At 46.4% G+C, this 22121-nt stretch carries 17 protein-coding genes and 1 other RNA gene; 10 read left to right on the top strand and 8 right to left on the bottom strand.

Annotated features, from left to right (window positions below):
* Nucleotides 1–121 precede the first annotated feature (121 nt).
* Entirely contained in the window at nucleotides 122–598 is a 477-nt protein-coding gene (locus BLU98_RS12055; protein ID WP_092724399.1) for a hypothetical protein, read from the bottom strand.
* Between the two features lie 111 nt (nucleotides 599–709).
* On the opposite strand from BLU98_RS12055, the gene BLU98_RS12060 reads away from it, so the two are divergent.
* The 5 genes from BLU98_RS12060 (at nucleotide 710) to prfB (ending at nucleotide 6112) form a co-directional block, all read left to right on the top strand.
* On the top strand, nucleotides 710–1675 hold the full coding sequence (locus BLU98_RS12060; protein WP_092724401.1) for a polyprenyl synthetase family protein: 966 nt from the start codon (nucleotides 710–712) through the stop codon (nucleotides 1673–1675).
* 26 nt (nucleotides 1676–1701) lie between these two features.
* On the top strand, nucleotides 1702–3411 hold the full coding sequence (locus BLU98_RS12065) for an amino acid permease (RefSeq protein WP_092724403.1): 1710 nt from the start codon (nucleotides 1702–1704) through the stop codon (nucleotides 3409–3411).
* An 18-nt stretch (nucleotides 3412–3429) separates the two neighbouring features.
* Complete coding sequence (locus BLU98_RS12070) at nucleotides 3430–4458, top strand: Smr/MutS family protein (protein ID WP_092724405.1); 1029 nt, start codon at nucleotides 3430–3432, stop codon at nucleotides 4456–4458.
* A gap of 88 nt (nucleotides 4459–4546) precedes the next feature.
* Nucleotides 4547–4895, top strand: an RNA gene (gene rnpB / locus BLU98_RS12075) — RNase P RNA component class A.
* Between the two features lie 127 nt (nucleotides 4896–5022).
* Nucleotides 5023–6112, top strand: a protein-coding gene (prfB, locus tag BLU98_RS12080) for a peptide chain release factor 2 (protein ID WP_371937905.1) whose coding sequence is annotated in 2 segments (ribosomal slippage) — nucleotides 5023–5070 and nucleotides 5072–6112 — 1089 coding nt in all. Because the reading frame shifts where the segments join, the coding sequence is not laid out codon by codon here.
* Here the strand turns inward: prfB and nhaA are convergent.
* From nhaA to BLU98_RS12100, 4 genes are read right to left on the bottom strand one after another with little or no spacing between them, the layout of a single operon-like run.
* Nucleotides 6075–7259 carry a Na+/H+ antiporter NhaA gene (gene nhaA / locus BLU98_RS12085; protein WP_092724407.1) on the bottom strand — a complete coding sequence of 395 codons (1185 nt, stop codon included), beginning with the start codon at nucleotides 7257–7259 and terminating at the stop codon, nucleotides 6075–6077. The genes prfB and nhaA overlap by 38 nt on opposite strands.
* A gap of 12 nt (nucleotides 7260–7271) precedes the next feature.
* Nucleotides 7272–8891, bottom strand: a complete 1620-nt coding sequence (locus BLU98_RS12090) for an OstA-like protein (RefSeq protein WP_092724409.1) — start codon at nucleotides 8889–8891, stop codon at nucleotides 7272–7274.
* Complete coding sequence (locus BLU98_RS12095) at nucleotides 8888–9898, bottom strand: MlaD family protein (protein WP_092724411.1); 1011 nt, start codon at nucleotides 9896–9898, stop codon at nucleotides 8888–8890. Before BLU98_RS12095 ends, BLU98_RS12090 begins: the two co-directional genes overlap by 4 nt.
* Before the next feature lie 34 nt (nucleotides 9899–9932).
* On the bottom strand, nucleotides 9933–10892 hold the full coding sequence (locus tag BLU98_RS12100) for an N-acetylmuramoyl-L-alanine amidase family protein (RefSeq protein WP_092724413.1): 960 nt from the start codon (nucleotides 10890–10892) through the stop codon (nucleotides 9933–9935).
* Nucleotides 10893–11023: 131 nt separating this feature from the next.
* Here BLU98_RS12100 and BLU98_RS12105 point away from each other — a divergent pair, with 131 nt between their 5' ends.
* Nucleotides 11024–13648, top strand: coding sequence for a putative LPS assembly protein LptD (locus BLU98_RS12105; protein ID WP_257574950.1), 2625 nt, complete (start codon nucleotides 11024–11026; stop codon nucleotides 13646–13648).
* Here BLU98_RS12105 and BLU98_RS12110 read toward each other — a convergent pair.
* Both BLU98_RS12110 and ung read right to left on the bottom strand, forming a co-directional pair.
* A complete protein-coding gene (locus tag BLU98_RS12110) occupies nucleotides 13642–14409 on the bottom strand; it encodes a lysophospholipid acyltransferase family protein (protein ID WP_092724417.1) in 768 nt (255 codons plus the stop codon). The genes BLU98_RS12105 and BLU98_RS12110 overlap by 7 nt on opposite strands.
* A 25-nt stretch (nucleotides 14410–14434) precedes the next feature.
* On the bottom strand, nucleotides 14435–15109 hold the full coding sequence (gene ung / locus BLU98_RS12115) for a uracil-DNA glycosylase (RefSeq protein ID WP_092724419.1): 675 nt from the start codon (nucleotides 15107–15109) through the stop codon (nucleotides 14435–14437).
* A 264-nt stretch (nucleotides 15110–15373) separates the two neighbouring features.
* Between ung and BLU98_RS12120 the strand changes: the two genes are divergently transcribed.
* From BLU98_RS12120 to BLU98_RS17870, 3 genes are read left to right on the top strand one after another with little or no spacing between them, the layout of a single operon-like run.
* Nucleotides 15374–15730 (top strand): BlaI/MecI/CopY family transcriptional regulator, encoded by a 357-nt coding sequence (locus BLU98_RS12120; RefSeq protein ID WP_092724421.1) that lies wholly within the window; start codon nucleotides 15374–15376, stop codon nucleotides 15728–15730.
* 23 nt (nucleotides 15731–15753) lie between these two features.
* The gene (locus BLU98_RS12125) at nucleotides 15754–17025 is read left to right on the top strand and encodes a M56 family metallopeptidase (protein WP_092724423.1); all 1272 of its coding nucleotides are present in this window, start codon (nucleotides 15754–15756) and stop codon (nucleotides 17023–17025) included.
* Nucleotides 17026–17058: 33 nt separating this feature from the next.
* Entirely contained in the window at nucleotides 17059–20235 is a 3177-nt protein-coding gene (locus tag BLU98_RS17870) for a DUF2723 domain-containing protein (RefSeq protein WP_257574951.1), read from the top strand.
* On the opposite strand, the gene BLU98_RS12135 is transcribed toward BLU98_RS17870, so the two are convergent.
* A complete protein-coding gene (locus BLU98_RS12135) occupies nucleotides 20220–21179 on the bottom strand; it encodes an ABC transporter ATP-binding protein (RefSeq protein WP_092724425.1) in 960 nt (319 codons plus the stop codon). The genes BLU98_RS17870 and BLU98_RS12135 overlap by 16 nt on opposite strands.
* Nucleotides 21180–21272: 93 nt before the next feature.
* Here BLU98_RS12135 and kduI point away from each other — a divergent pair, with 93 nt between their 5' ends.
* Complete coding sequence (kduI, locus tag BLU98_RS12140; RefSeq protein ID WP_092724578.1) at nucleotides 21273–22118, top strand: 5-dehydro-4-deoxy-D-glucuronate isomerase; 846 nt, start codon at nucleotides 21273–21275, stop codon at nucleotides 22116–22118.
* Nucleotides 22119–22121 lie beyond the last annotated feature (3 nt).

A 22121-nucleotide genomic window follows, 5' to 3' on the forward strand; every position in this document is an offset into this window, starting at 1 on the left:
GGTACTTCTCAGAAAATCTAATCCCAGCTTTAAATGCCCGCTCTCCTCTCAAAATGAAAAGCCGCCTCAATTATTGTATTGAGACGGCCTCTTTTATTTTAGTGTAAGCTGTTGTTTATTGTTAGAAAGTATAACGAACTGCCAGTCCACCCCATCCGCTTTCAAAATAATTGTAGCCGATGAAGTTGAAAGACGGTTGCCAGTCGAAGCTAAGGTTAATGGGCGCGCCGGTAATCTTATAGTCAAGACCCAGTACACCATCCACACCAATGGCGGTACCGCTGTTACGGTAAGGATAAGCTTGTTTCCAGCTATCACTCCAGAAACCAACGTGGCCACCGCCTCCAATGTACCATTTCAATCCGGGCGCCCCATTGAAATCGCCATGTACTTCGTAGAGACCGGTAAGGCGGAAACCATCATTGTTGAAGTAACCCAGACCTTCCAGTGCCCTGTTATTCTGTATAAAATGTTTAATCGTTACAGCGCCAGGATATACCTTCAAACCTAAAGCTGTTTTATACGTGGAACCCTCACTTTGTGCATGTACAGCTACTGCCGCAAATAGCACTGCTACTGCCAATAATAATTTCTTCATAACTTGTTTTTTAGGTAGCATACAAAATCATGCCAAAATGCAATATGTATTTATAGTTTGATAAAAATTAATGTATTAACCATTTTAAGTTATTATAGTTAGGTTTGCGCCATGCATACATTCAAGGAACTGGTTGATTCTTTTGAGACTTTTTTTACCAGGAAGCACTTTCCGCCCGCACCTGCTACACTCTATGAGCCGGGAGAATATTTTCTATCCCGCGGGGGGAAACGCATCAGGCCGGTGATGTGCCTGATGGGCAATGAGTTATTTGACGCCATACAACCTGACAGCTGGGCAGTGGCCACTGCCATTGAGCTCTTCCATAATTTTACACTCATACACGATGATATCATGGACGCCGCCCCCTTGCGCAGGGGAATGGAAACCGTACACGTGAAATACGGTGAGAGCACGGCTCTGCTGGCGGGTGATGTGATGATGATCAGGGCTTATGAACAATTGAGCAGTGTGCAAACTCAATACCTGCCAAGGATATTGCAACTGTTCAATAAAACCGCCAGGGAAGTGTGTGAAGGGCAACAACTCGATATGGATTTTGAAAAAGCGCCATCGGTGCCGCTCAACGACTATATCCACATGATTACGCTGAAGACTTCGGTGCTGCTGGCTGCCAGCCTGCAAACAGGCGCCGTTTTGGGCGGCGCCAGCGAAGGCAATTGTCAGCATATGTATGAATTTGGCAAAAACCTGGGCATCGCCTTCCAGGTACAGGATGATTACCTCGACGCGTTTGGCGACCCTGAAAAATTCGGTAAAGAAGTGGGCGGCGATATCAGGCAAAACAAAAAAACATTCCTGTTGCTGCATGCATTGGAAACGGCTTCGCCTGAACAACGGAAACAATTACAAGAACTGATGCAGGAGAATCTGCCCGATAAAGTACAGCAGGTATTGCAACTTTTCAGGGCTTGTAATGTAGATGCATGGGCTACGAAGCTCAAAGACCAATACCTGCAAACCGCACTGCACCACCTCGATGCCATTGCGGTGGTAAGCGCCCGTAAAAAGCCTTTGCGCGACCTGGCCGAATTTCTTATCCATCGCGAATACTAACTCTTCATTCAAACCAACGACTGCTTATGCCACTTTCTTCTTTGTTCAGAAAAAAATCGATCAGCAAGATCATGGCCGAAGCCAATGCCGGTGAAGGTGATGGCCACAGCGGCCACCTGAAAAAAGTGTTAGGGGTGAGAGACCTTACTTTCCTGGGTATTGCCGCCGTGGTAGGGGCTGGTGTATTCTCTACCATTGGTGGTGCGGCTTATAATGGAGGACCGGGTATTTCTCTTCTGTTCGTCATTACAGCTGTCACTTGCGGCTTCTCTGCTTTGTGTTATGCCGAATTTGCGAGCCGTGTACCTGTTGCCGGAAGTGCCTATACATATTCTTATGTGACTTTCGGTGAACTGGTGGCATGGATCATCGGCTGGGCACTGATACTGGAATATGCCATTGGTAATGTGGTGGTGGCCATTTCCTGGAGCGGTTATTTCAATAACCTGCTGGTGAATGTTTTTCATGTCCATTTGCCCGACTGGTTATTGGTGGATCCTAAAACGGCCAGTACTGCTTTTCATACGGCTTCGCAAGCGCTGGCATCTGGCGCAACACTTACGCCGGACCAACTGAAGAATTATCAATTTGTTGTACAGGCATATAACAATGCACCGGTATTGGGCGGCTGGCATATATTTTTCAACCTGCCTGCTTTCTTTGTAGTGGGTTTCATTACCTGGCTTACCTATATAGGCATCAAAGAAAGCAAGGAGTCTGCCAACTACATGGTGATCTTTAAAGTAGCGGTGATCATTTTTGTGATCATTGCGGGCGCTTTCTTTGTAGATACCAATAACTGGAAGCCCTTTATGCCCAATGGTTTCACCGGTGTGTTAAAAGGCGTATCAGCTGTGTTTTATGCGTATATCGGTTTCGATGCCATCTCTACAACAGCAGAAGAATGTAAGAACCCGCAACGTGATATACCCAGGGGTATGATCTATTCGCTCATCATTTGTACCGTATTGTATATCCTCATCGCTATGGTGTTAACAGGTATGGAACATTACGATCATTTCATGGGCGTGAGCGACCCGCTGGCTTTTGTATTCAAACACCGTGCACCATGGATCGAAAAGATTGTATCGGTAAGCGCTGTAGTGGCCACTACCTCTGTGTTGCTGGTTTTTCAACTGGGACAGCCCAGGATATGGATGACCATGAGCCGCGATGGATTGTTGCCCAAACGTTTTCAGAAGATACACCCAAAATACCAAACCCCTTCATTCGCAACCATCATTACCGGGTTGATCGTGGGTACCGGAGCCCTGTTCGCTGAATCGGAGCTGATGACCAACCTCACCAGCATCGGCACTTTGTTCGCATTTGTACTCGTTTCCGGTGGTGTACTGTTATTACCTCCGCAAACGGAAAGAACAGGTAAATTCAAACTGCCCTATATCAATGGCAAATTCCTGATCCCTTTATTGATGGCGCTTTTCATCTATCTTTTCCGCGACCGGTTTTTCAGTTCTGTTCAACACTTTGGAGATGAGGGATACCAGGAAATACTATTCCTGGTATTTCTATTGATTGCGGTAATACTCGCCGTGCTTACTTTCATCAGGAATTATTCATTCATTCCTATCATGGGTGTGTTATCCTGCCTGTACCTGATGATAGAGATACCTATTGTAAGCTGGGAATGTTTTTTTGCCTGGATGGGGTTGGGACTGCTCATTTATTTCTTTTACGGACGGCGCAACAGCGTGCTTGCTGCGCAGCAGGGGTAGATTCATTAATTTTGTCGCATGAAATACCAGGTAGGCGACGAGATCATTGTGCTTCACTCCAACGAGGAAGGAAAAGTGATAGAGGTCATGAATGATAAAATGGTGCTCATTGAAGTAAGGGGCGTGAAATTCCCTGCTTATATGGACCAGATCGATTTCCCTTATTTTAAACGGTTCACTGAAAAAAAACTGGTACCGGAAAAAAAGCAGGCGCCCAAAACTTATATCGACCAGGTGCCCAAAGAAAAGCCGCAACCCAACCACATACAAGTGGCCAACGGCGTATGGCTCACACTGGTTCCCAAATTCGCGCTGGACGATTTCAACGACGAAGTAGTGGAACTGCTGAAAATATACCTGGTGAACAGAACGGACAAAGCCTATCGTTTTGTTTACAAACAACAGTTCTTTAACGAAACGAATTTTGAACTGGAAAATGAAGTACTGGCTTTCCACGACTTTTACCTGCACGATATTCCTTTCGAAGCGGTGAACGACAGTCCTTCTTTCAGCATAGATTTTTCCCTGGCAAAACCGGAGAAAAGAAAAGCATCGCATTTTGAAACACAGCTCAAACTCAAGACCAAACAACTATTCCGGAAAATAGAAGAGCTGAAAGAAAAAAATGAGCCGGTGATTTCTTATCCTTTATTCGATACTTATCCCGACCAGGTGGAAGACGATAAGCCCGAATGGAGCAGCCTGGCTGCCAAAGGATATAAAGTATACGATGCATCGAAAGCGCGCCAGTACCTGCCGCCCGCCCGTTCGGTGGTAGACCTGCACATAGAAAAACTCACGAACGACTGGAAACAGCTCAGTAATTTTGAGATCATCACCATTCAGTTAAAAGAATTTGAAAAATGGTATGAACTGGCGATAGCGCACCGGCAACCTTCACTGATTATTATACACGGCGTAGGTACCGGCAAGCTGCGCGATGAGATACACGACCTGCTGAAAAGCAGGCGGGAAGTGAAACATTTCATCAACCAGTACGACCCGCGTTTTGGCTACGACGCCACCGAAATATTCTTTCAATATTAAATCAGGCACCTTTCTCCAGCCATCCCAATCTATAGCGTTAAGCCTTAGGCGTTCTGCATTCAGCATTAGATTCTGTACCTTTGTACTTCCACTTGCCCGAACCATCGTCCCGTATATACGGGAAGGAAAGTCCGGACAGCGAAGGGCAACCCACCGGTGAACAGCCGGCTCCCGTTGCAGAACGGGAAGAGATAGTGCCACAGAAAATAACTGCTCCATTCAAACGGAGTAAAGGTGAAAATGTGAGGTAAGAGCTCACATCCCATGCTGGTAACAGTATGAGAGGGTAAACCTTGGGTGCTGTAATGCCATGTATAGGAACGTTTGAAGACGGCCCGTCTGAGTTCCAGGGTAGGCAGCAAGATCGCAACAGTAATGTTGCGGCCAGATAAATGATGGTTTAGAAACAGAATCCGGCTTACGAGGCAAGTGGTTTTATTATTATGATCGTCATCCCGAGCGTAGCCGAGGGATCTGCCCGAGTGTTCAGCAGGTCCTTCGACTCGCTTCGCTCGCTCAGGATGACGATCATAATAAATCAAAAATTTCCTCTATTTTCGCCGCATGACACAAGAACAGATTAAACTTATGAGGGACCGCGTGCTTGTCCTGAGGAGGTTTCTTTGACGTCGAGAACCGCACATACAAAGTAGAAACAGATCGACAACTTTCCCTTTCGCCGGGCTTTTGGGATGATAACGCAAGGGCCACGGCCATCATGAAAGAGATCAAAGTAAATGAATACTGGTTGAAACTCTATAAGCAGGTAGAAACTGCTGTGGAAGATTTTGCCGTATTGTTCGATTTCTGGAAGGGAGGAGACGCCAGTGAAGAAGAAACCAAACTGGCTTATGAATCCGCACTGGAAAGAATAGAAGAGGCCGAATTCAAAAGTACACTCAACAGGCCGGAAGATGAGTTGCCTGCTATCCTGCAGATTAACCCCGGCGCAGGTGGTACTGAAAGCCAGGATTGGGCGCAGATGCTCATGCGCATGTACCTGATGTATGGCGAAAAACAAGGCTGGAAAGTTACTGAACTGGATTTACAGGAAGGTGATGGCGCTGGTATCAAAAGCGCCACTTTACAATTCGACGGCGATTTTGCTTATGGCTTCTTAAAAGCAGAAAGTGGCGTGCACCGGCTGGTGCGTATTTCCCCGTTCGACAGCAATGCCCGAAGACATACTTCTTTCGCTTCTGTATTTGTTTACCCGTTGATCGATGACAGCATCGAAATCAACGTGAACCCCGGAGACCTCGAATGGGCTTTTTATCGCAGCGGTGGCAGCGGCGGACAAAACGTTAACAAAGTAGAAACAGCTGTTAGGCTCAAACATATTCCCAGTGGTATTATTGTGGAATGCCAGCAGGCACGTACACAAGGAGAGAACCGTGAATTGGCATTGAAGATGTTAAAAAGTCGTTTGTACGAAGAAGAATTGCGTAAACGACAGGAAGCAGTAGATGCAGCTAATGCCGGCAAAAAGAAGATCGAGTGGGGCAGCCAGATTCGCAGCTATGTATTCCATCCCTATAAAATGATCAAAGACCATCGTACCGATTATGAAGTAGGCAATGTTGGGCCGGTGATGGACGGAGAACTGGATGGATTCATCAAGGCTTACCTGATGCAGGAGAAGGAGGAGAATTAAAAAGCCAAACATATCCTGCAACCATAGCCAGCAGTGATGCGATGAGAACGGATATTTTAGCAATATCCTGAACGTTATTGTCATCAAATGCCAGTGTAGCGATGAAAATGCTCATGGTAAAACCGATGCCTGCCAGCATACAGCCACCCAACAGTTGATACCAATTGGTTGAAGAAGGCAGTACCGCCCATTTTTTTCGCACCAGCAAATAACAGGCAGCGCAGATGCCCAATGGTTTGCCAATGCAAAGGCCGGTAATGATACCCCAGCTAAGGCTTCCCGATAAAGTATGCAAGCTATTTTCGGGAAGCCTTATTGCTGTATTAGCCAGCGCAAATAGTGGCATAACAATAAAATAAACGGGCAGGTGAAACTTCAATTCCAACCGTTCTAATTGTTGAATGGGAACCATCAATGCAAAAACAACACCGGCTACCGTAGCATGAATGCCCGAATTGAACATCGCATACCAGAGCAGGATGCCCAATATCCAATGCATCCAACCGAAAGGCACTTTCCGGTAATTGAGCAACCATAAAAGCCCCACTGCCAGCAGGCAGATCAACAGGTATCCGGCCTGTAGCTGGCCTCCGTAAAAAAAGGCAATGACAATAATGGCGCCCAGGTCATCGATGATGGCCAGCGCGGTCAGGAATATTTTCAACGCTACCGGCACCCGCTTGCCTAACAAAGAAGCGATACCCAAGGTAAATGCAATATCTGTTGCCGTAGGAATGGCCCAGCCATTGATGAGTGTAGTTCCCTTGTTAAAGAGTGCAAAAAATAGCGCAGGTACTAACATACCACCCACAGCACCAAATACAGGCAACAGGGATTTTTTGATGGATGCCAGTTCTCCGCATACCAGTTCGCGTTTGATCTCCATCCCCGCCAGGAAAAAGAACAAAGCCATGAGTGCATCATTGATCACGAGCAGGGGAGAATTGGGCAGGGATAAAAAGCCTATGTGCAGGTGATGCTCAGCAGAGCCGTTGAAGCCGGCGGACCAACCATCAACATACCCATCACTCCAGAAACCACAGTTGGCAACTATGAGTGATATGGCTGTACAAGCCAATAATGTAATACCGATAGCGCGGCTATCGTTCACGAACTTCCGGAAAGGATGAATGAGTTTGGCCAGCATGTATACTTAGGATTAATTCGCTAAGATATCGAATTTGCTCTTGGGTCTCCTGGCATCGTACCAGTGAAAATTGCGCAGCTTGAGTTGATCGTGATTCACCTGCAACATCGGGTACATGGTTCCTTCCACCTTATTCAGCAGTTTTACCTGCTTCAGTTTGCCATCTGAGAAATAGGCCTTGATCATATCAGAACTGCTTTTGTTCACACCAGCCAGGCGATGCTGATCGTCCTGCGCGTAATAGACATTCTCTGCATAACCTTTGGCTTGCAAAAAATTAATTTTCCCATCTTCGAACAGCGCATTGATAGTGTATCCTTTGATCTGCTGATAATACTCGGTACTGTCTACCCGGCTCAGGGCCATGCCGTTGTTGAACACATACAAACGCTCCGGCTTTTTATTTTTCAGGTAGAGATAGATGGTATCGCCGGTGATCTGGTTCTCTTTGGCCCATACAATGGGTTCTTTGAAAAGCCGGAACACAGAATCCTGTAACGAATAAAAAAGACTATCGCCTACGGCCTGCAACGAATCGGAAAAGATCTTCACGTTGTTGTACGCTTCAAAGAATTTATCGCTGCTGCTATCGGGCTTGCCGGCAACCGTTAAAGGCGCCGTGCTATCACGCACCGATGGCACAGCGCGGGTCTTGACGAGGTCGGAGAGGCGTGCGGTATACAAAAGAGTGGCGGTTACAAAAATGGTATCGCGTTTTTGTTTGAGCAGCAACAAAGGTTTCTCCGTGGCCAGCGCCGAATTGTTTTTCTTGTTGATCTTGATATTGTTGGCAATGATATCGGCTCCTTCGGTTGAATCCTTGCCACGCAACACTGCATTCCCCCTCAATTCGCCCATGCCGGTAGAATCATCGAAAGCCATATCATCGGCAGTGGCGGTATAGGTGCTGTCGTCTATGAAAGAACGTTCATAGAGGGTGCTCTTTTTATTCTTCTTGTCGAAAATACCATTCCGTGTTTTGATGATCCGCTTTTCATTGTAAATAGTAGTGGGACTCGTAAACGTTGAGATCTCGGTATTGGTATTGTATTGCAGCGTATCGGTATAGACCTTGTATTCCGGATCAATGAGCACCACATTCCTTTTGAAGATGACATCTTTGGTATCGCCATAATAATATCCTTCCGTACTGGTGAGTACTGTTTTTTTATTCACCAGTTTACCGCTTTTGAGATAGGTGCCGATCTTAACAGCGGCATCATATTCCAGCTCATCGGTAGTTAATGTGCTTTTACTATCGGTGAGCTTTACTTTTTTCTGCAGGAAGGCTTTGCGTTCCTTGCCCTGGTAACGCATGTACTGGGCATAAGTATGCACGCTATCGGCATCATTGATGTGCACATTGCCGAAAGCCTCCATGGTATTATTGAGCAGGTTGATCACGGCGCTGTCTGCATAGAATAGTGTTTTATCCTGCTTTACTTCCACATGTCCGCCGAGAGAGGCAAAAGCATTGGCCGTATCTTTCTTGATATAATTATACCGGTCGGCCTTTAAGATCACCAGCGTGGTGCCTACGGCAGCAGTATCAGTGGTTGTAGTACGCTGCGCGCCCGCTACCAGGGAGCATGATAGTAGAAAGCCAATGATGATATATCGTGCACTGCTCATGGTTGTTGCCTTGAAGAATCAATGGGCAGGGGAGCAGTCAGTGGTCTGGATTTATCTTTCTTTCCGAAAACAGAAATGTTTACATAGCGTTTGGGATGCGAGCGCAGATCATCCAGCAAAATATTGGCGCTCCGCACGGTATTGGTGAGGTTATTATACAGCGCTTTATCGTTCATCAACTTACCAAAAGAACCGTCTGCCGAATTGATCTTGGTGAGAATACTGTTGAGGTTTTCAACAGAAGTTTTGAGCTTATCTACCGTACCGCTGATATCTGCTTTGGCCAGGTTATCGGTAGTCTTCTCCATATTACCCAGCAGGTGCGTGACTTTGTTGTTGTTATCGGCCAGGTTTTTGGTGAAGCTGTTTACATTGTTCATAGATGCCGCAATAGAACCAGATTGCTGGTTGAGCATGGATTGAATAGACGCTGAAGATACCACCAGGCTTGCTGTGGTTTTGTTAATGTTGGCGATCACGTCCTGCAGGTTATGCTTGGTATTCGGATCGAAAATGGCATTGATGTTCTTAAGTACGCTGTCGAGCGAATGAACAGTGCTCTTGATCTGTTCGCTCACGGGGCCCAGCTTGGTCATCACATCACCCAATAATCCAGCTGAAGAAGCGGTCAGTACCGTATCTCCCGAATGCAGGTATTGGTGGCCATCTCCCAGCTTGATGTTGATACTGGCAGGGCCCAGCGGGTTGTCTTTGATAGAAGCAACGGAGTTGGTGGGAATATTATAACTGCTTTTCAGCTTGATGGCAACAATGATGGAGGAAAGGCTTTCATCGGCATTTTCAATATCATAAACCGATCCTACCTGGTAGCCGTTGACGAAAACGGGATTCGATACCATAATGCCCTTGGTATCTGCGTATTTGGCATAGATGAGATTGCCGGTCTTGAACAGGGTCTTGCCTTTGAGGAAGTTAAAGCCAAGGATCAATAAGGTGATGGCTATAGCGGTCAGGGCACCCACCTTGGTTTCATTCGATATCTTCATATCATGCAAAACTAAGGGTTCTTCCGTAAGTGCCCTATTTCTGCTGTGTACTGTTGCTGCCCGTTGATCGCAACTGCTTTTCCAGTGAGGATTTATAGATTTTGATAGACCGGGTGATAACGTCTGCGATCTCCTGTTGTCCCGCAGCGCTGTTCAGGTAATCTTCTTCTTCCGGATTGGAAATAAACCCTGTTTCTACCAGCACGGCGGGCATAGAAACTGCTTGTAATACCCAGATACCTTTTTGTCTTTGCTTCGCTTCGCGGCTGATGCGACCGACTTGCTGGAATTGATTTTCGATGGTGAGGGCCAGCTTGGCACTGCGCTGGAAATACTGCTGGGTCATCACGGAAGCCAGCATGCGTTTGGTGGGATCATTGGCATCCTGCTCTTCCAGGGCTTTGATCTCTTTGAGTGAAATGCTATCCAGTGATTCATCCAGCCCTTCACTGGCAGCTTCTTTTCGTTGCTCGGTTTTACCTACTCCGTAAATAAATGTCTCCGTGCCTTTTACCGGACTGGGGGTATGCCAGTAATGATATACGGGCACTCTGCGGGTGTATTTTTTTCTTTTCTTTCCCTTGCCTTTGTAGTAGGTTTCGGTTTTATGACCTTCCAATTCCTTGTGTGTGATGGGGTCTGCGGAATTGGCATGGATACATACGAAGAGATCGCCTTTGGCCTGGTTGGCAATACTGGCTTTGGTTACCACGGAATGATAAACATCGGACCGGCGTGTGAGCACTACATCCACATCGGGCAATTCATCATGCAATACCTGCTCGAGCTTGAGGGCAACGGCCAGGGCAATGTCTTTTTCATTGGAATAGCGGCCGCGGGCCCCATTATCATGCCCCCCATGACCCGGATCAATCACAATTCTTCTTAAAACCTGTTTCTGGTAGGGTATACTACCATTGGAGAGAGAAAAAGACGATAACACCAGTGCACCGAAACTTAACAAAACCAAAGCAGCATATCTACTACGCATCATATCAATACGTTAAAGGATTTTTTTTAGAATTCTATTTCCACCAATTTGACACTATTTTTGCCCACGTGAATATGTGCAAACGCTGTAAAATTAACGTAAAAACCTGGCTGTCTATTGTTGTAGCCGGATATTTGCTCATATTAATATTTATTCAGCCCGTATCGGGAGGCCCTGCCGCCGTTCACCAACTTTTTTGGAATGCCGATACTACTGCGCCCCGGCCTGATACCACAAAGGGTCTTGCCGATACAACGATTAAGAAAAAAACAGACAGCACCTCCCGGCATATAGATTCATTGAAGATATCCAAAGATTCGCTGGATGCGCCCGTCAAATACAGTGCAGAAGATTCAGGCGTGCTGGTAGTAGATACCAAAGCTTTCTATTTGTATGGAAAGGCCAAGACCGATTATAAAGACATGCAGTTGGAAGCGGCTACCATTGGGTTTGACCAGCAAACGCAGACAGTGAAAGCATTCGGCTCGCGCGATAGCAGTGGTAACCCGCTGAGTAAACCGCTTTTCCTGCAGAGTGATATGAAAACGGTGAGTGATTCTATTTTTTTCAACCTCAAAACAGGAAAGGGGCAGGTTAAGAATACTTTTTTGCAGGAAGGGGAATTGTTTGTGAATGCGAGGGTGCTGAAAAAGGTAAGCCCCGACGAGGCATTTGCCGGCTGGGCCCGCCTCACCACCTGTAACCTCGATACACCGCATTTTGCGTTCCGCACAAGGAAGATGAAGATCATCAACAACAAACTCGGTGTATCCGGACCCGCATTTGCAGAATTCGAAGGCGTGCCGGTACCCATTGGTATTCCCTTTGGCCTCTTCCCTTTATACAAGGGGCGTCATTCGGGTATATTGGCGCCGGCATTTACGGCCAGTGAAGATTTTGGATTGGGATTGGAGGGACTGGGTTATTATAAAGTGATCAACGATTATGTAGACCTCACTACCAGGGCCAACCTGTATTCGTATGGGGGATGGAACCTGAACCTGAATTCCAAATACATCCAACGATACCATTTTACGGGGAGTGTGAACCTCACTTTTCAGAATACGAAGAGCCTGAACCGGTCTGGTAGCAGCGCAGAAGAATTCAGTTCTTCACATTCATTCATGATCAACTGGAGCCATTCGCGCGACAGCCGGGCGCGGCCGGGAACCTCGTTCAGTGCCAATGTGAACTTCGGTAGTACGCGCTTCAACCAGACATTGCTGAACAATCCTTTCCAGAATTTCCAGAACCAGTTGAACTCTTCTATCAGTTACTCGAAAGACTGGAATGGTAAAGTGAACATTTCACTCAATGCCAATCACAACCAGAACAGTGTAACGCGATTGGTGAACCTCAACCTGCCTACGGCCAACGTGAATGTGGTTACTTTTTATCCCTTCCAGAAAAAAGACCAGGTAGGCACGGGAAAATGGTATGAGAAAATAGGTATTGGTTACAGTGGTAACTTCATCAACCAATTATCTTTTTACGATACCAATTTCAATTTCAGGCGCATGCTCGATACCCTGCAATGGGGCGCGCAGCATAGCCTGCCCATCAGTTTATCATTGCCCTCATTGGGACCTGTAACGATCAGTCCCAGTGTGTCGTATGAAGAAAGATGGTATGGCCAGCGCATCCTGCGCCATTGGAATACTTCCGGGCAGAAGGTAGATACCGCGATACAAAAAGGATTGTATACGGCAAGGCAAATGAGTTTTGGACTGAGTGCCAGCACCCGCATATTCGGTACGTATAAGTTCGGACCTCATAGCAATATAATAGGTATTAGGCACGAGATCAGGCCCACCATTTCGCTGAACTATAAGCCCGATATGGCTTCGAAATATTTTTATAACCTGCGGATCGATTCAACGGGCAGGCAGATACGCGTTTCGCAATTCGATGGAGGTGTCATAGGGCCTTTTGGGGAAGGAACATTCGGAGGTATCTCTTTTGGGGTGGATAACCTGCTGGAGATGAAAGTGAAGGATAAAAAAGACAGTACGGGTAAGGCAACGCGTAAAGTAAAACTCATTGATGGTTTCGGTTTCAACTCTTCCTATAACCTGATGGCAGATAGCTTTGCGCTGAGCAACATCAATATTTATGCGAGAAGCACTTTGTTTGAAAAGATCAACGTAACCGCAGGCGCCATCCTCGATCCTTATGCCATCGACAACAGAGGCTATCGTGTTAACCGGCTGATACTGGATCCTACGAAATTTAAATTCGGCAGGCTTACATCGGGTAACCTGGCCATCGCTACACAGTTCCAGAGTAAAACAAGAGATGGAAAAGATCCCAAAGAAAAAGATAAAAATATTCCGGTGGATCCTTTCATGACACCCGATGAACAGCAACGGCAGTTACAGTTTGCCCGGGCCAATCCGGCAGAATTCACCGACTTTGATATTCCCTGGTCGCTTTCATTGTCTTATTCACTCACATTCAACAATGTGTTGAAGAGTGATTATTCGGGATTTGAGACCAAGACCTATTCCAGTGCCAATTTCAATGGCGATTTCAGTCTTACAGAGAAATGGAAAATGGGCGCCACGGGTTATTATGATTTTTCTACTGCGAAGTTGCAGTCGTTCAGCATGTTCATTAGCCGTGAAATGCACTGCTGGCAAATGTCTATCAACGTAACGCCCATCGGATTGTACCGTTCCTTCAATATCACCCTCAATCCCAAGTCGGGCATCCTGCGCGATCTGCGCATCAACCGCAGCCGTAGTTTCTCCAGTTATTGATTTCCTTGCGATTCGAGGTATTGCCACATCTGCTGAAATACCTGTTCTTTCAATGCTTTTGCATCATTGTTTGCAGATTGCACCGGGGGCAGGAAATGCATTTCGAGGTGATGGGGCAGGAGGAAGAAAAATTGATCTGCGGGTAATACTTTACCGGTATACAAGAGTATGGCAGGGATGATGGGTTTGCCGGTGTCGACGGATAATTTGAAAGCACCATCATAAAAACTTTTCAACGGGTTCCCGGTTTTGTTGCGCGTTCCTTCAGGATAAATGACCATATCGAGACCGGTTTGCAACACCTGCTTCATGGCTTCATAGCTTTTGCGGCGGCTCTCATCATTGTTGCGATCTACCAGCACGCTGCCGAAGGAATAGATCCATCCGAATACAGGAACGCGTGTAAAGCTTTTTTTGGCAATGGTTTTATTGGCCTGTGGCATAAACGGTGTGCTTACCGGTACATCCATAAGGCTGTTGTGGTTGCATACCACGATATAATTCTGCCCTTTTTGAAATTGTGATTCCCCTTTTACTTTAAAAGGACAGCCGATCAAAAACAGGAATACACGCATCCATCCCCTGGATACACGCCTGTGCCACCTGGCTTTGAGAGGTTCTTGCAGGAAAAAGCAGGGGAGATAAAAGACCATGGCGATTAACATGGTGCTGATAAACAATACCAATGCCCAGGCGGCCCAGATGCGGGCGAATACCTGTATGTAAAACGGATACCTGTTTTTTTTTGAATGCGTACTCATGAATGACAATATTACGATAAGATCATCATGCGGGATTCCAGTCAATAGGTTCCAATCCTTCTTTGGTCAATATTTCATTGGTTCTGCTGAAATGTTTGCAGCCAAAAAAACCTTTGTCGGCACTGAATGGCGATGGGTGTGCTGCTTTGAGCACCGAGTGTTTGGTCTCATCGATCAATACCTGTTTTTCCTGTGCAAAGCGGCCCCATAATAAAAACACAACCCCTTTTTTCTCCTGTGATATTTTACGGATGACTGCATCGGTAAAATCCATCCACCCAATCTTGGAATGGCTGGCAGGTTCATTGGCACGCACGGTTAATACCGCGTTCAATAATAATACACCCTGTTTTGCCCATTTGGTAAGATTGCCGGTGGAAGGGATGGGCATGCCGATGTCGCGGTTCAACTCTTTATAAATGTTAACCAGTGAAGGCGGGGGATGAACGCCATCGGGAACGGAAAAGCTGAGTCCATGCGCCTGTCCCGGCCCGTGATAAGGGTCCTGGCCAAGTATTACCACTTTAAGCTGATCGAAAGGTGTTTGTTCGAATGCATTGAAAATGAGGGAGCCGGGCGGATAGATCACCGCGCCGGTAGCTCTTTCTGTTTTCAGGTGGGTGGTTACCTGCAGGAAATAAGGCTTGGTGAATTCCTGTTTCAATACCTCCTTCCAACTGGGCTCAATTTTAACGTCCATAAGTGTGGTTGTGATAAACACGAAAATACTAAAACACATCGTCATCCCGAGCGCCTCTCGTACGTCATCCCGAGCGCCTTGCGTTCGTCATCCCGAGCGCAGCCGAGGGATCTGCCCGATTGTTCAGCAGGTCCTTCGACTCGCTTCGCTCGCTCAGGATGACGTTCTTCGCTCGCTCAGGATGACGGGTGAAAAGAAAGTTAAAAAGATTTTGATGTTTACGAAAATTTCGTAGATTTACGAAACAATCGTAATTTTCAGGGTATGGAAAAATTAACCAAACAGGAAGAAGAAGTGATGCAGGCTATCTGGAGCGCAGGCGAGAATACCACCAAGGCATTCCTAGAATACATGCCAGACCCCAAACCGCCGTATACTACCCTGGCTTCCACCATCAAAAACCTGGAGAAGAAAGGTTATGTAGGCAGCCGGCTGATGGGGAATACCTATCTCTATACCCCGCAGGTATCAGAAGAAATTTATAAGCAAAAGCTCATGCAGGGTTTTGCAAAAAGTTATTTCAATAATTCCTATAAGGACATGGTCAGCTTTTTCATCAAACAAAAAAAGCTCAAACCAAAAGAATTGCAGGAGCTCATTGAAATGATTGAGAAGAAATAAAATCAAAAGTCAAAACAGCGATTATGTCACAGTTGTTTGATTACCTGATCAAAGCCTCACTCTGTTTGGGAGTGGTGTACCTGTTTTATTATTGGTTGCTGCGTCCGCTGACGTACTATGCATGGAACCGGTATTTTCTTTTGCTGGCCACTTCGCTGGCTTTTATCATTCCATTGTTACCGGTAGATGCGCTGATGTCTGAACAGCCTTCGGCAGCGGTTACGTTCATCAGGCAGTTTTCGCTGGAGAAAGACCAGGCTGCAATCGCGGCCACATCAGCAGCACCGGAGCGCATGGCTTTGTGGCAGGTAATACTGCCGGTATTCCTGGTAGGATCACTGGTTATGCTGGTGCGGATGCTGATACAATTGATTTCATTGAAAAAATTGCGTTGCTCTGCGCCGTTACTGCATGAAGGGCAATATGCATTTTACCAGTTACCCAACGAACAGTCACCCTTTTCATTCGGCAACCACGTTTACCTGAACAGGCATTTGTACAATGAAGAAGAATTTGAAAAGATCATCCGTCACGAACTGGTGCATGTACAACAAAAGCATACGATAGACGTACTGCTGATGGAATGGATATGCATCATCAACTGGTTCAATCCATTCGCCTGGCTCATCAGGCAGGCGGCCAAGCAGAACCTGGAATTCATTGCAGATGAGCAGGTGTTGCAGGAGGGGCATAACCGTAAAGGGTACCAATACCTGCTTTTAAAAGTAGCGAGGGAGAACCATGGATTTCAACTGGCCAGTCCCTTTCTCTTCCCTTCGTTGAAAAAAAGGATAGAAATGATGAACCGCGATCGTACGGCCGGTATTCACCTGCTGAAATTCGCTGTGGTACTGCCCCTGATCGTGATGCTGGCAGTTGCTTTCGGGCAAACATCAGGTAAGCACAGCATCAAAAAAGCGGATGGTGAACAATACAATTTATCATCACTCACTTATCGTATCAACGATGCGCGTGTGGAAGCCATCGTCAAAGAAGATCAACGGAATTGCCTGCTCAAACCTGGCGCTGCGTTGAGCCTGGGATTGATGAGCAAAGAAAAAGACAGGCTCAAGACATTATTGGAACAACACGGATATGCCAACTTGCCGGGTAATGCCATCCGGTTCACGATCGATACCACGCTTTCGCCGCAACGTTTTGCTGTTGAAATAGCCATTCATATTGCGAATGCCGGTATGCAACAGGTAAGGTTGGCGCAGGGAAACGGATACGATCAGAAAGCAAAAGACCAAACCCTCATCAAACAAGAAAAAATCATAAGCAAGGTGCATTAAACAGGGGTTTCTTTAATCCAAACAAAATCCGGAATGAATTTTAAAACAGTGAATAATATCACAGGGTGGGTCGTGTGCCTGATCGCCTGTATGGTGTACCTGCTTACAATAGAAGCAGGAGGTAGTTTTTGGGATTGCGGCGAATTTGTAAGCTGCTGTTTCAAAGTGCAGATACCGCATCCGCCGGGCGCGCCGCTGTTCGTGCTATTGGGCAGGTTGTTCATTGTGGCATTCGGAGATCATCCGCTCAATGCTGCCAAAGCCGTCAACTGCATGAGCGCGCTGGCCAGCGGGTTCACCATCCTTTTCTTATTCTGGACCATCACGCATATGGCCAAAAGATTATTGTTGCGTAATTCCCCAACGCTTAACAACGCGCAGCTCATTTCCATTATGGGCGCAGGAGTAGTGGGCGCCCTGGCTTTTACTTTTTCCGATTCGTTCTGGTTCAGCGCCGTGGAAGGGGAAGTGTATGCCATGAGCTCTTTTTTTACAGCTATTGTATTCTGGTGCATTTGCAAATGGGAAGAGAGAGCCGATGAGCCGCAGGCCGACAGGTGGATCGTTTTTATTTTCTTCCTCATCGGTATGTCCATCGGTGTACACCTGTTGAGTATACTGGACATACCGGCCATTGTAATGGTATATTATTTCAGAAGGAAAGACCGGTTTGAATATCGCCTGGTTAAAAAATATTTTCTGTGGATCGTATGCATAGGCGGCATAGCGGCCACACTGGGGGCTTTGTTCATGGCACAACGTGAAACACCAGACGGACAATCATTCGATGGAACAGTAGCTGGCTTGTTTTTTCTCGGTACGTTATTGGTAATCGCAGGCCTGTACCTGGCAGAATGGATAGGTAAAAAACAAAAAATCTTTTTTGGCAGCGTATATGTTTTCCTGTTGCTAAGCTGTGCAGTGGAATTGTTTGTGCAGATAGGCGTTATCCAGTATTCCATCAAAGCTGCCGGCAGTTTCGATCTGTTCTTTGTGAATTCACTGGGGTTGCCATTCTTTTCAGGATTTACTTTTTTCTTCATACTGGTAGCAGTGGGCGTGTGGGCCGCTTTGCGTTATGCCAATAAAAAGAAATGGTCCATGCTCAACCTGGGACTCTGGTGCATGGTGTTTATATTGTTTGGATACAGCCCTTATGTTACCACCATGATACGCAGCAATGCAGATACTGGTGTGGATATGTTCAATGTAGATAACCCCATGAGCCTATATGGTTACCTGGGAAGAGAGCAATACGGCGATTTTCCGCTTTTATACGGACAAAAATTCACCGCCCGTCCTATCGATTACAAAGAAGGATCAACAAAATACGGCAAGGGTAATCATGGGCAATATGTAGAAGTGGGCAAGAATGAATATCCTGTCTTCGCACAGGAAGACCAGATGATCTTTCCACGCATGTGGGATATGAGCAACGAACAGTCACACGCAGATTATTACGCCCAGTTCATGGGTGCACGTAAACTGAAAGATGGCAGTTATGATAGCAGTCCTGGTTTTGCAGACAATCTTTCATTTTTTCTCCGTTACCAGAACTACTATATGTACTGGCGCTATTTCCTTTGGAACTTCAGTGGCCGGCAAAACGATGCGCAGGGATTGTTTACAGACAATGTGCGTGATGGCAACTGGATCACCGGCATACCTTTCATCGATCATATTTTTTATGGAGACCAGTCGGCATTGCCTGATAGCCTGAAACACAACAAAGCCAACAACAAATTATTTGCCCTGCCTTTGATATTGGGATTGATAGGCATGCTCTATCATTTTAAAAAGAACAGTGAACATGCCATTGTTGTGATGATGCTATTCCTGGTTACCGGAATTGGTATTGTGCTATACATTAACCAGTCGGGTATGCAGCCCCGCGAAAGGGATTATGCTTATGTGGGTTCATTCTATGCGTTTGCCATTTGGATTGGATTGGGAGTCTTGTATTTTACCGATAAAGCGCTGAAGCAACAACGTTATGGTAAATCGCTTGCGTTGGGCGCCATTTTATTACTACTGGGTATTCCTGCGTTGATGGCGCAGCAGGAATGGGACGATCACGACAGGAGTCAAAAGCAATTGGCGCGCGATATGGCGCGTAATTACCTGGAGAGTTGTCCGCCCAATGCCATCTTATTCACTTTTGCCGATAATGATACGTATCCACTATGGTACGCACAGGAAGTGGAAGGCATCCGGCCCGATGTAAGGGTAGTGATCACTACGCTGATCAGTGCCGACTGGTGCATCAACCAGTTGCGTTACAAGATCAACCAGAGCGCGCCGGTAGATGTGATCTGGACCAAAGACCAGATACTGGGTGAAAAACGAAATGTGGCCATTTGTCAGCCACAGCCAGGTTTTCCGCAAGACAGGTATTACGATCTGTATGATGTAATGAAAAATTATTTAGGAGATGATAGTCATCTCGATAACAGGGGATATGTTAATTTACCGGTGACCCGTTTTTCGGTTCCGGTTAATGAACAATTGGTGCGGGACAATGGAACAGTGAACGCAACGGACAGTGTACAAAAAGAGATGCGTTTCGAAATTACAAAGAGATACCTGTACAAGAACGATCTGGCCATATTGAATATCATTGCCGCCAACCAATGGAAGCGACCCATCTGTTTTTCCGGACCTTACAATGACCTGGGTTTTGGCAATTATTTGCGCAAGGAAGGCATGGTGTATCAGTTAGTACCAGTACTTCAATCACCCATCAATACCGATCGCTCCATGGATATTGTTTTGCATCATTTTAATTCGGGCAATGCGCAAATACCCGGTGTTTATTTTGATGAACCAAACCGCCTTCAGCTCAACTTACTCCGTCGTACCATGGCAGAGCTGGCCATCAATCTCTGCGGGAAAAACCGGAAACAGGATGCCATCAAAATATTGGAAAAGGCAGATACGATGATGAACGAACACAATTTTCCTTACGGAATGGTGTCGAGGGGGAATGATCACAACCGGCAGTCGATGTATTTTCTCGATGCATGTTATCGTGCCGGTGACACGCGACTGATTCAGAAAGTAACGGCTTCTTTGAAAAAAGATTTACAGGAACAGTTGCGTTATTACCAGCAACTTGCTCCTGAAAAAGCCGATGGATTGCAATACGATTGGCAGGAAGCCAGCCGCATGCTGGAGATACTGAACAAATTAAAAACTCAAAGCGAGAGGTAAAGCCATTCCTGTTGCGGGTCTGGCGGCTGCATGGTTTTTACTACTACCTGCTTGTGACCTATGAGCACCTGTATTTCATAATAACTTCCCCAAAAACTGATCTGTTGTATGGCGCCTTTCACGGCATCGGCATCAGCAGCAGTTACTATGCGGAATTGTTCGGGGCGCAGGTAAAGGGGTTTCCCATTCATGGGCAAGGCACTTAACGAAGGGAACAGTACAACATCGGTTTTGTCGAATCTGTTGTAACTGCCAAAGAGCCCGGCTATATAATCGTTTAGAGGGTTACGGTATATTTCTTCTGCTGGCGCTTGTTGTACGATCTGCCCATCTTTCATGGCAATGATCTCATCGGCCCAGGATAAGGTGTCGAGCGGATCGTGGGAAGTGAGCAGGCAAGTGATTTGCCATTCTTTGCCAATATCTTCCAATACGCGCTTTAATATGTTTTTGTGAATGGGGTCGAGGTTGGAGAAGGGTTCATCGAGTAACAACAACCTGGGCGTTTGGGTCAGCAGCTTTGCCAATGCAATGCGTTGTTTCTCTCCGCCCGATAATTGATCATTCTTTCTTTTCAGCAGGTGATCGATGCGGCAGAGCCGGTACAATGCCTGTGCTTTTTCTTCCGGTAACTTGTTGGCATATTCCAGCAACTCTTCCATGCGGTAGTTGTTGCGTAACTCATAATGCTGCGAGAGATAAGCAATGCCGGGGTGACCCGGAACCAGTTGTTCAAGAGGACCTGTTACACGCTTTCCTTCAAACAATACCTGCCCGCCATCGGGCTGTACCAATCCCGCTATGATCTTAAGCAGCGTGCTTTTGCCGGAACCCGTTTCCCCGGCGATAGCGATCTTTTGGAAAGGTGATTGCTGAAAAGAAATATCCTTTAATGCAAAACTGCCTTGTTGCTTATAGAGGGAAGATACGGAGAGCAAATGCATGGGCTAAAGGTACAACCCGCCAGGTTATTGACACCGGAAACGTTTGCGGTATCTGAAAGGGTGCGAATCTGGTTTATTGGTGTACTTTGCGGTATGTCACATTCGTTTCGTTACCAGGCTTCCCGCAGCGCCGAGGAAGTGAAGAAAATGGATACCGCACAGTTGCGGAATGCTTTCCTTGTAGAGAAAGTATTTGAGAAAGATACCATTACTGCTACTTATTCCATGCAGGACCGTTTTATTGTACTGGGTGTAAAACCTGTTCAGGAAAAACTGACCCTGCCTGCTTTTCATGAGCTCACAAAGGCCGATTATTTTCTTGAAAGAAGGGAGATTGGCATCATCAATGTAGGCGGTAAAGGAACGATAACTGTTGATGGCGAATTGTATCAACTGGACAATAAAGAGGGTCTTTATATAGGCAAAGGCAAGCAATCTGTTGTATTTGCGAGTGCAGATGCACAGTCACCCGCTTTATTCTATATCAATTCTGCATTGGCTGCTGCAGCTTATCCTACAACATATATCCGTAAAGCAGACATCACGCCGCTGACACTGGGCGATGCGCTGACTTCCAATTACCGCAAGATCTACCAGTATATTTTACCGGGCCGCGTACAAAGCTGCCAGTTGGTGATGGGATTCACGGAGTTATTGAACGGCAGTGTATGGAACTCCATCCCGCCGCATACACACTTGCGGCGCAACGAAGTGTATTTTTATTTCGACGTGCCGGAAGAGCAGGTGGTATTGCACCTCATGGGCGAGCCCACAGAAACAAGACATTTATTCATGCACAACCACCAGGCCGTTGTATCGCCTGAGTGGAGCATACATGCGGGAGCCGGAACGGCATCCTATTCATTTATATGGGGAATGGCAGGAGAGAACCAGGATTATACCGATATGGATAAACTGGAAGTTCAACATCTCCGCTAAGCG

The organism is Hydrobacter penzbergensis (assembly GCF_900106985.1).
Taxonomy (GTDB): Bacteria; Bacteroidota; Bacteroidia; order Chitinophagales; family Chitinophagaceae; genus Sediminibacterium; species Sediminibacterium magnilacihabitans.

Excerpts from the sequence above, each read along its gene's own strand:
- BLU98_RS12070 (WP_092724405.1), top strand. The coding sequence starts at position 3,430 with ATGAAATACCAGGTAGGCGACGAGATCATTGTGCTTCACTCCAACGAG.
- BLU98_RS12120 (WP_092724421.1), top strand. The coding sequence starts at position 15,374 with ATGGAAAAATTAACCAAACAGGAAGAAGAAGTGATGCAGGCTATCTGG.
- ung (WP_092724419.1), bottom strand. The coding sequence starts at position 15,109 with ATGGACGTTAAAATTGAGCCCAGTTGGAAGGAGGTATTGAAACAGGAA.
- BLU98_RS12110 (WP_092724417.1), bottom strand. The coding sequence starts at position 14,409 with ATGAGTACGCATTCAAAAAAAAACAGGTATCCGTTTTACATACAGGTA.
- BLU98_RS17870 (WP_257574951.1), top strand. The coding sequence starts at position 17,059 with ATGAATTTTAAAACAGTGAATAATATCACAGGGTGGGTCGTGTGCCTG.
- BLU98_RS12090 (WP_092724409.1), bottom strand. The coding sequence starts at position 8,891 with ATGAGCAGTGCACGATATATCATCATTGGCTTTCTACTATCATGCTCC.
- BLU98_RS12125 (WP_092724423.1), top strand. The coding sequence starts at position 15,754 with ATGTCACAGTTGTTTGATTACCTGATCAAAGCCTCACTCTGTTTGGGA.
- BLU98_RS12135 (WP_092724425.1), bottom strand. The coding sequence starts at position 21,179 with ATGCATTTGCTCTCCGTATCTTCCCTCTATAAGCAACAAGGCAGTTTT.
- kduI (WP_092724578.1), top strand. The coding sequence starts at position 21,273 with ATGTCACATTCGTTTCGTTACCAGGCTTCCCGCAGCGCCGAGGAAGTG.
- BLU98_RS12060 (WP_092724401.1), top strand. The coding sequence starts at position 710 with ATGCATACATTCAAGGAACTGGTTGATTCTTTTGAGACTTTTTTTACC.
- BLU98_RS12055 (WP_092724399.1), bottom strand. The coding sequence starts at position 598 with ATGAAGAAATTATTATTGGCAGTAGCAGTGCTATTTGCGGCAGTAGCT.
- BLU98_RS12065 (WP_092724403.1), top strand. The coding sequence starts at position 1,702 with ATGCCACTTTCTTCTTTGTTCAGAAAAAAATCGATCAGCAAGATCATG.
- BLU98_RS12100 (WP_092724413.1), bottom strand. The coding sequence starts at position 10,892 with ATGATGCGTAGTAGATATGCTGCTTTGGTTTTGTTAAGTTTCGGTGCA.
- BLU98_RS12095 (WP_092724411.1), bottom strand. The coding sequence starts at position 9,898 with ATGAAGATATCGAATGAAACCAAGGTGGGTGCCCTGACCGCTATAGCC.
- nhaA (WP_092724407.1), bottom strand. The coding sequence starts at position 7,259 with ATGCTGGCCAAACTCATTCATCCTTTCCGGAAGTTCGTGAACGATAGC.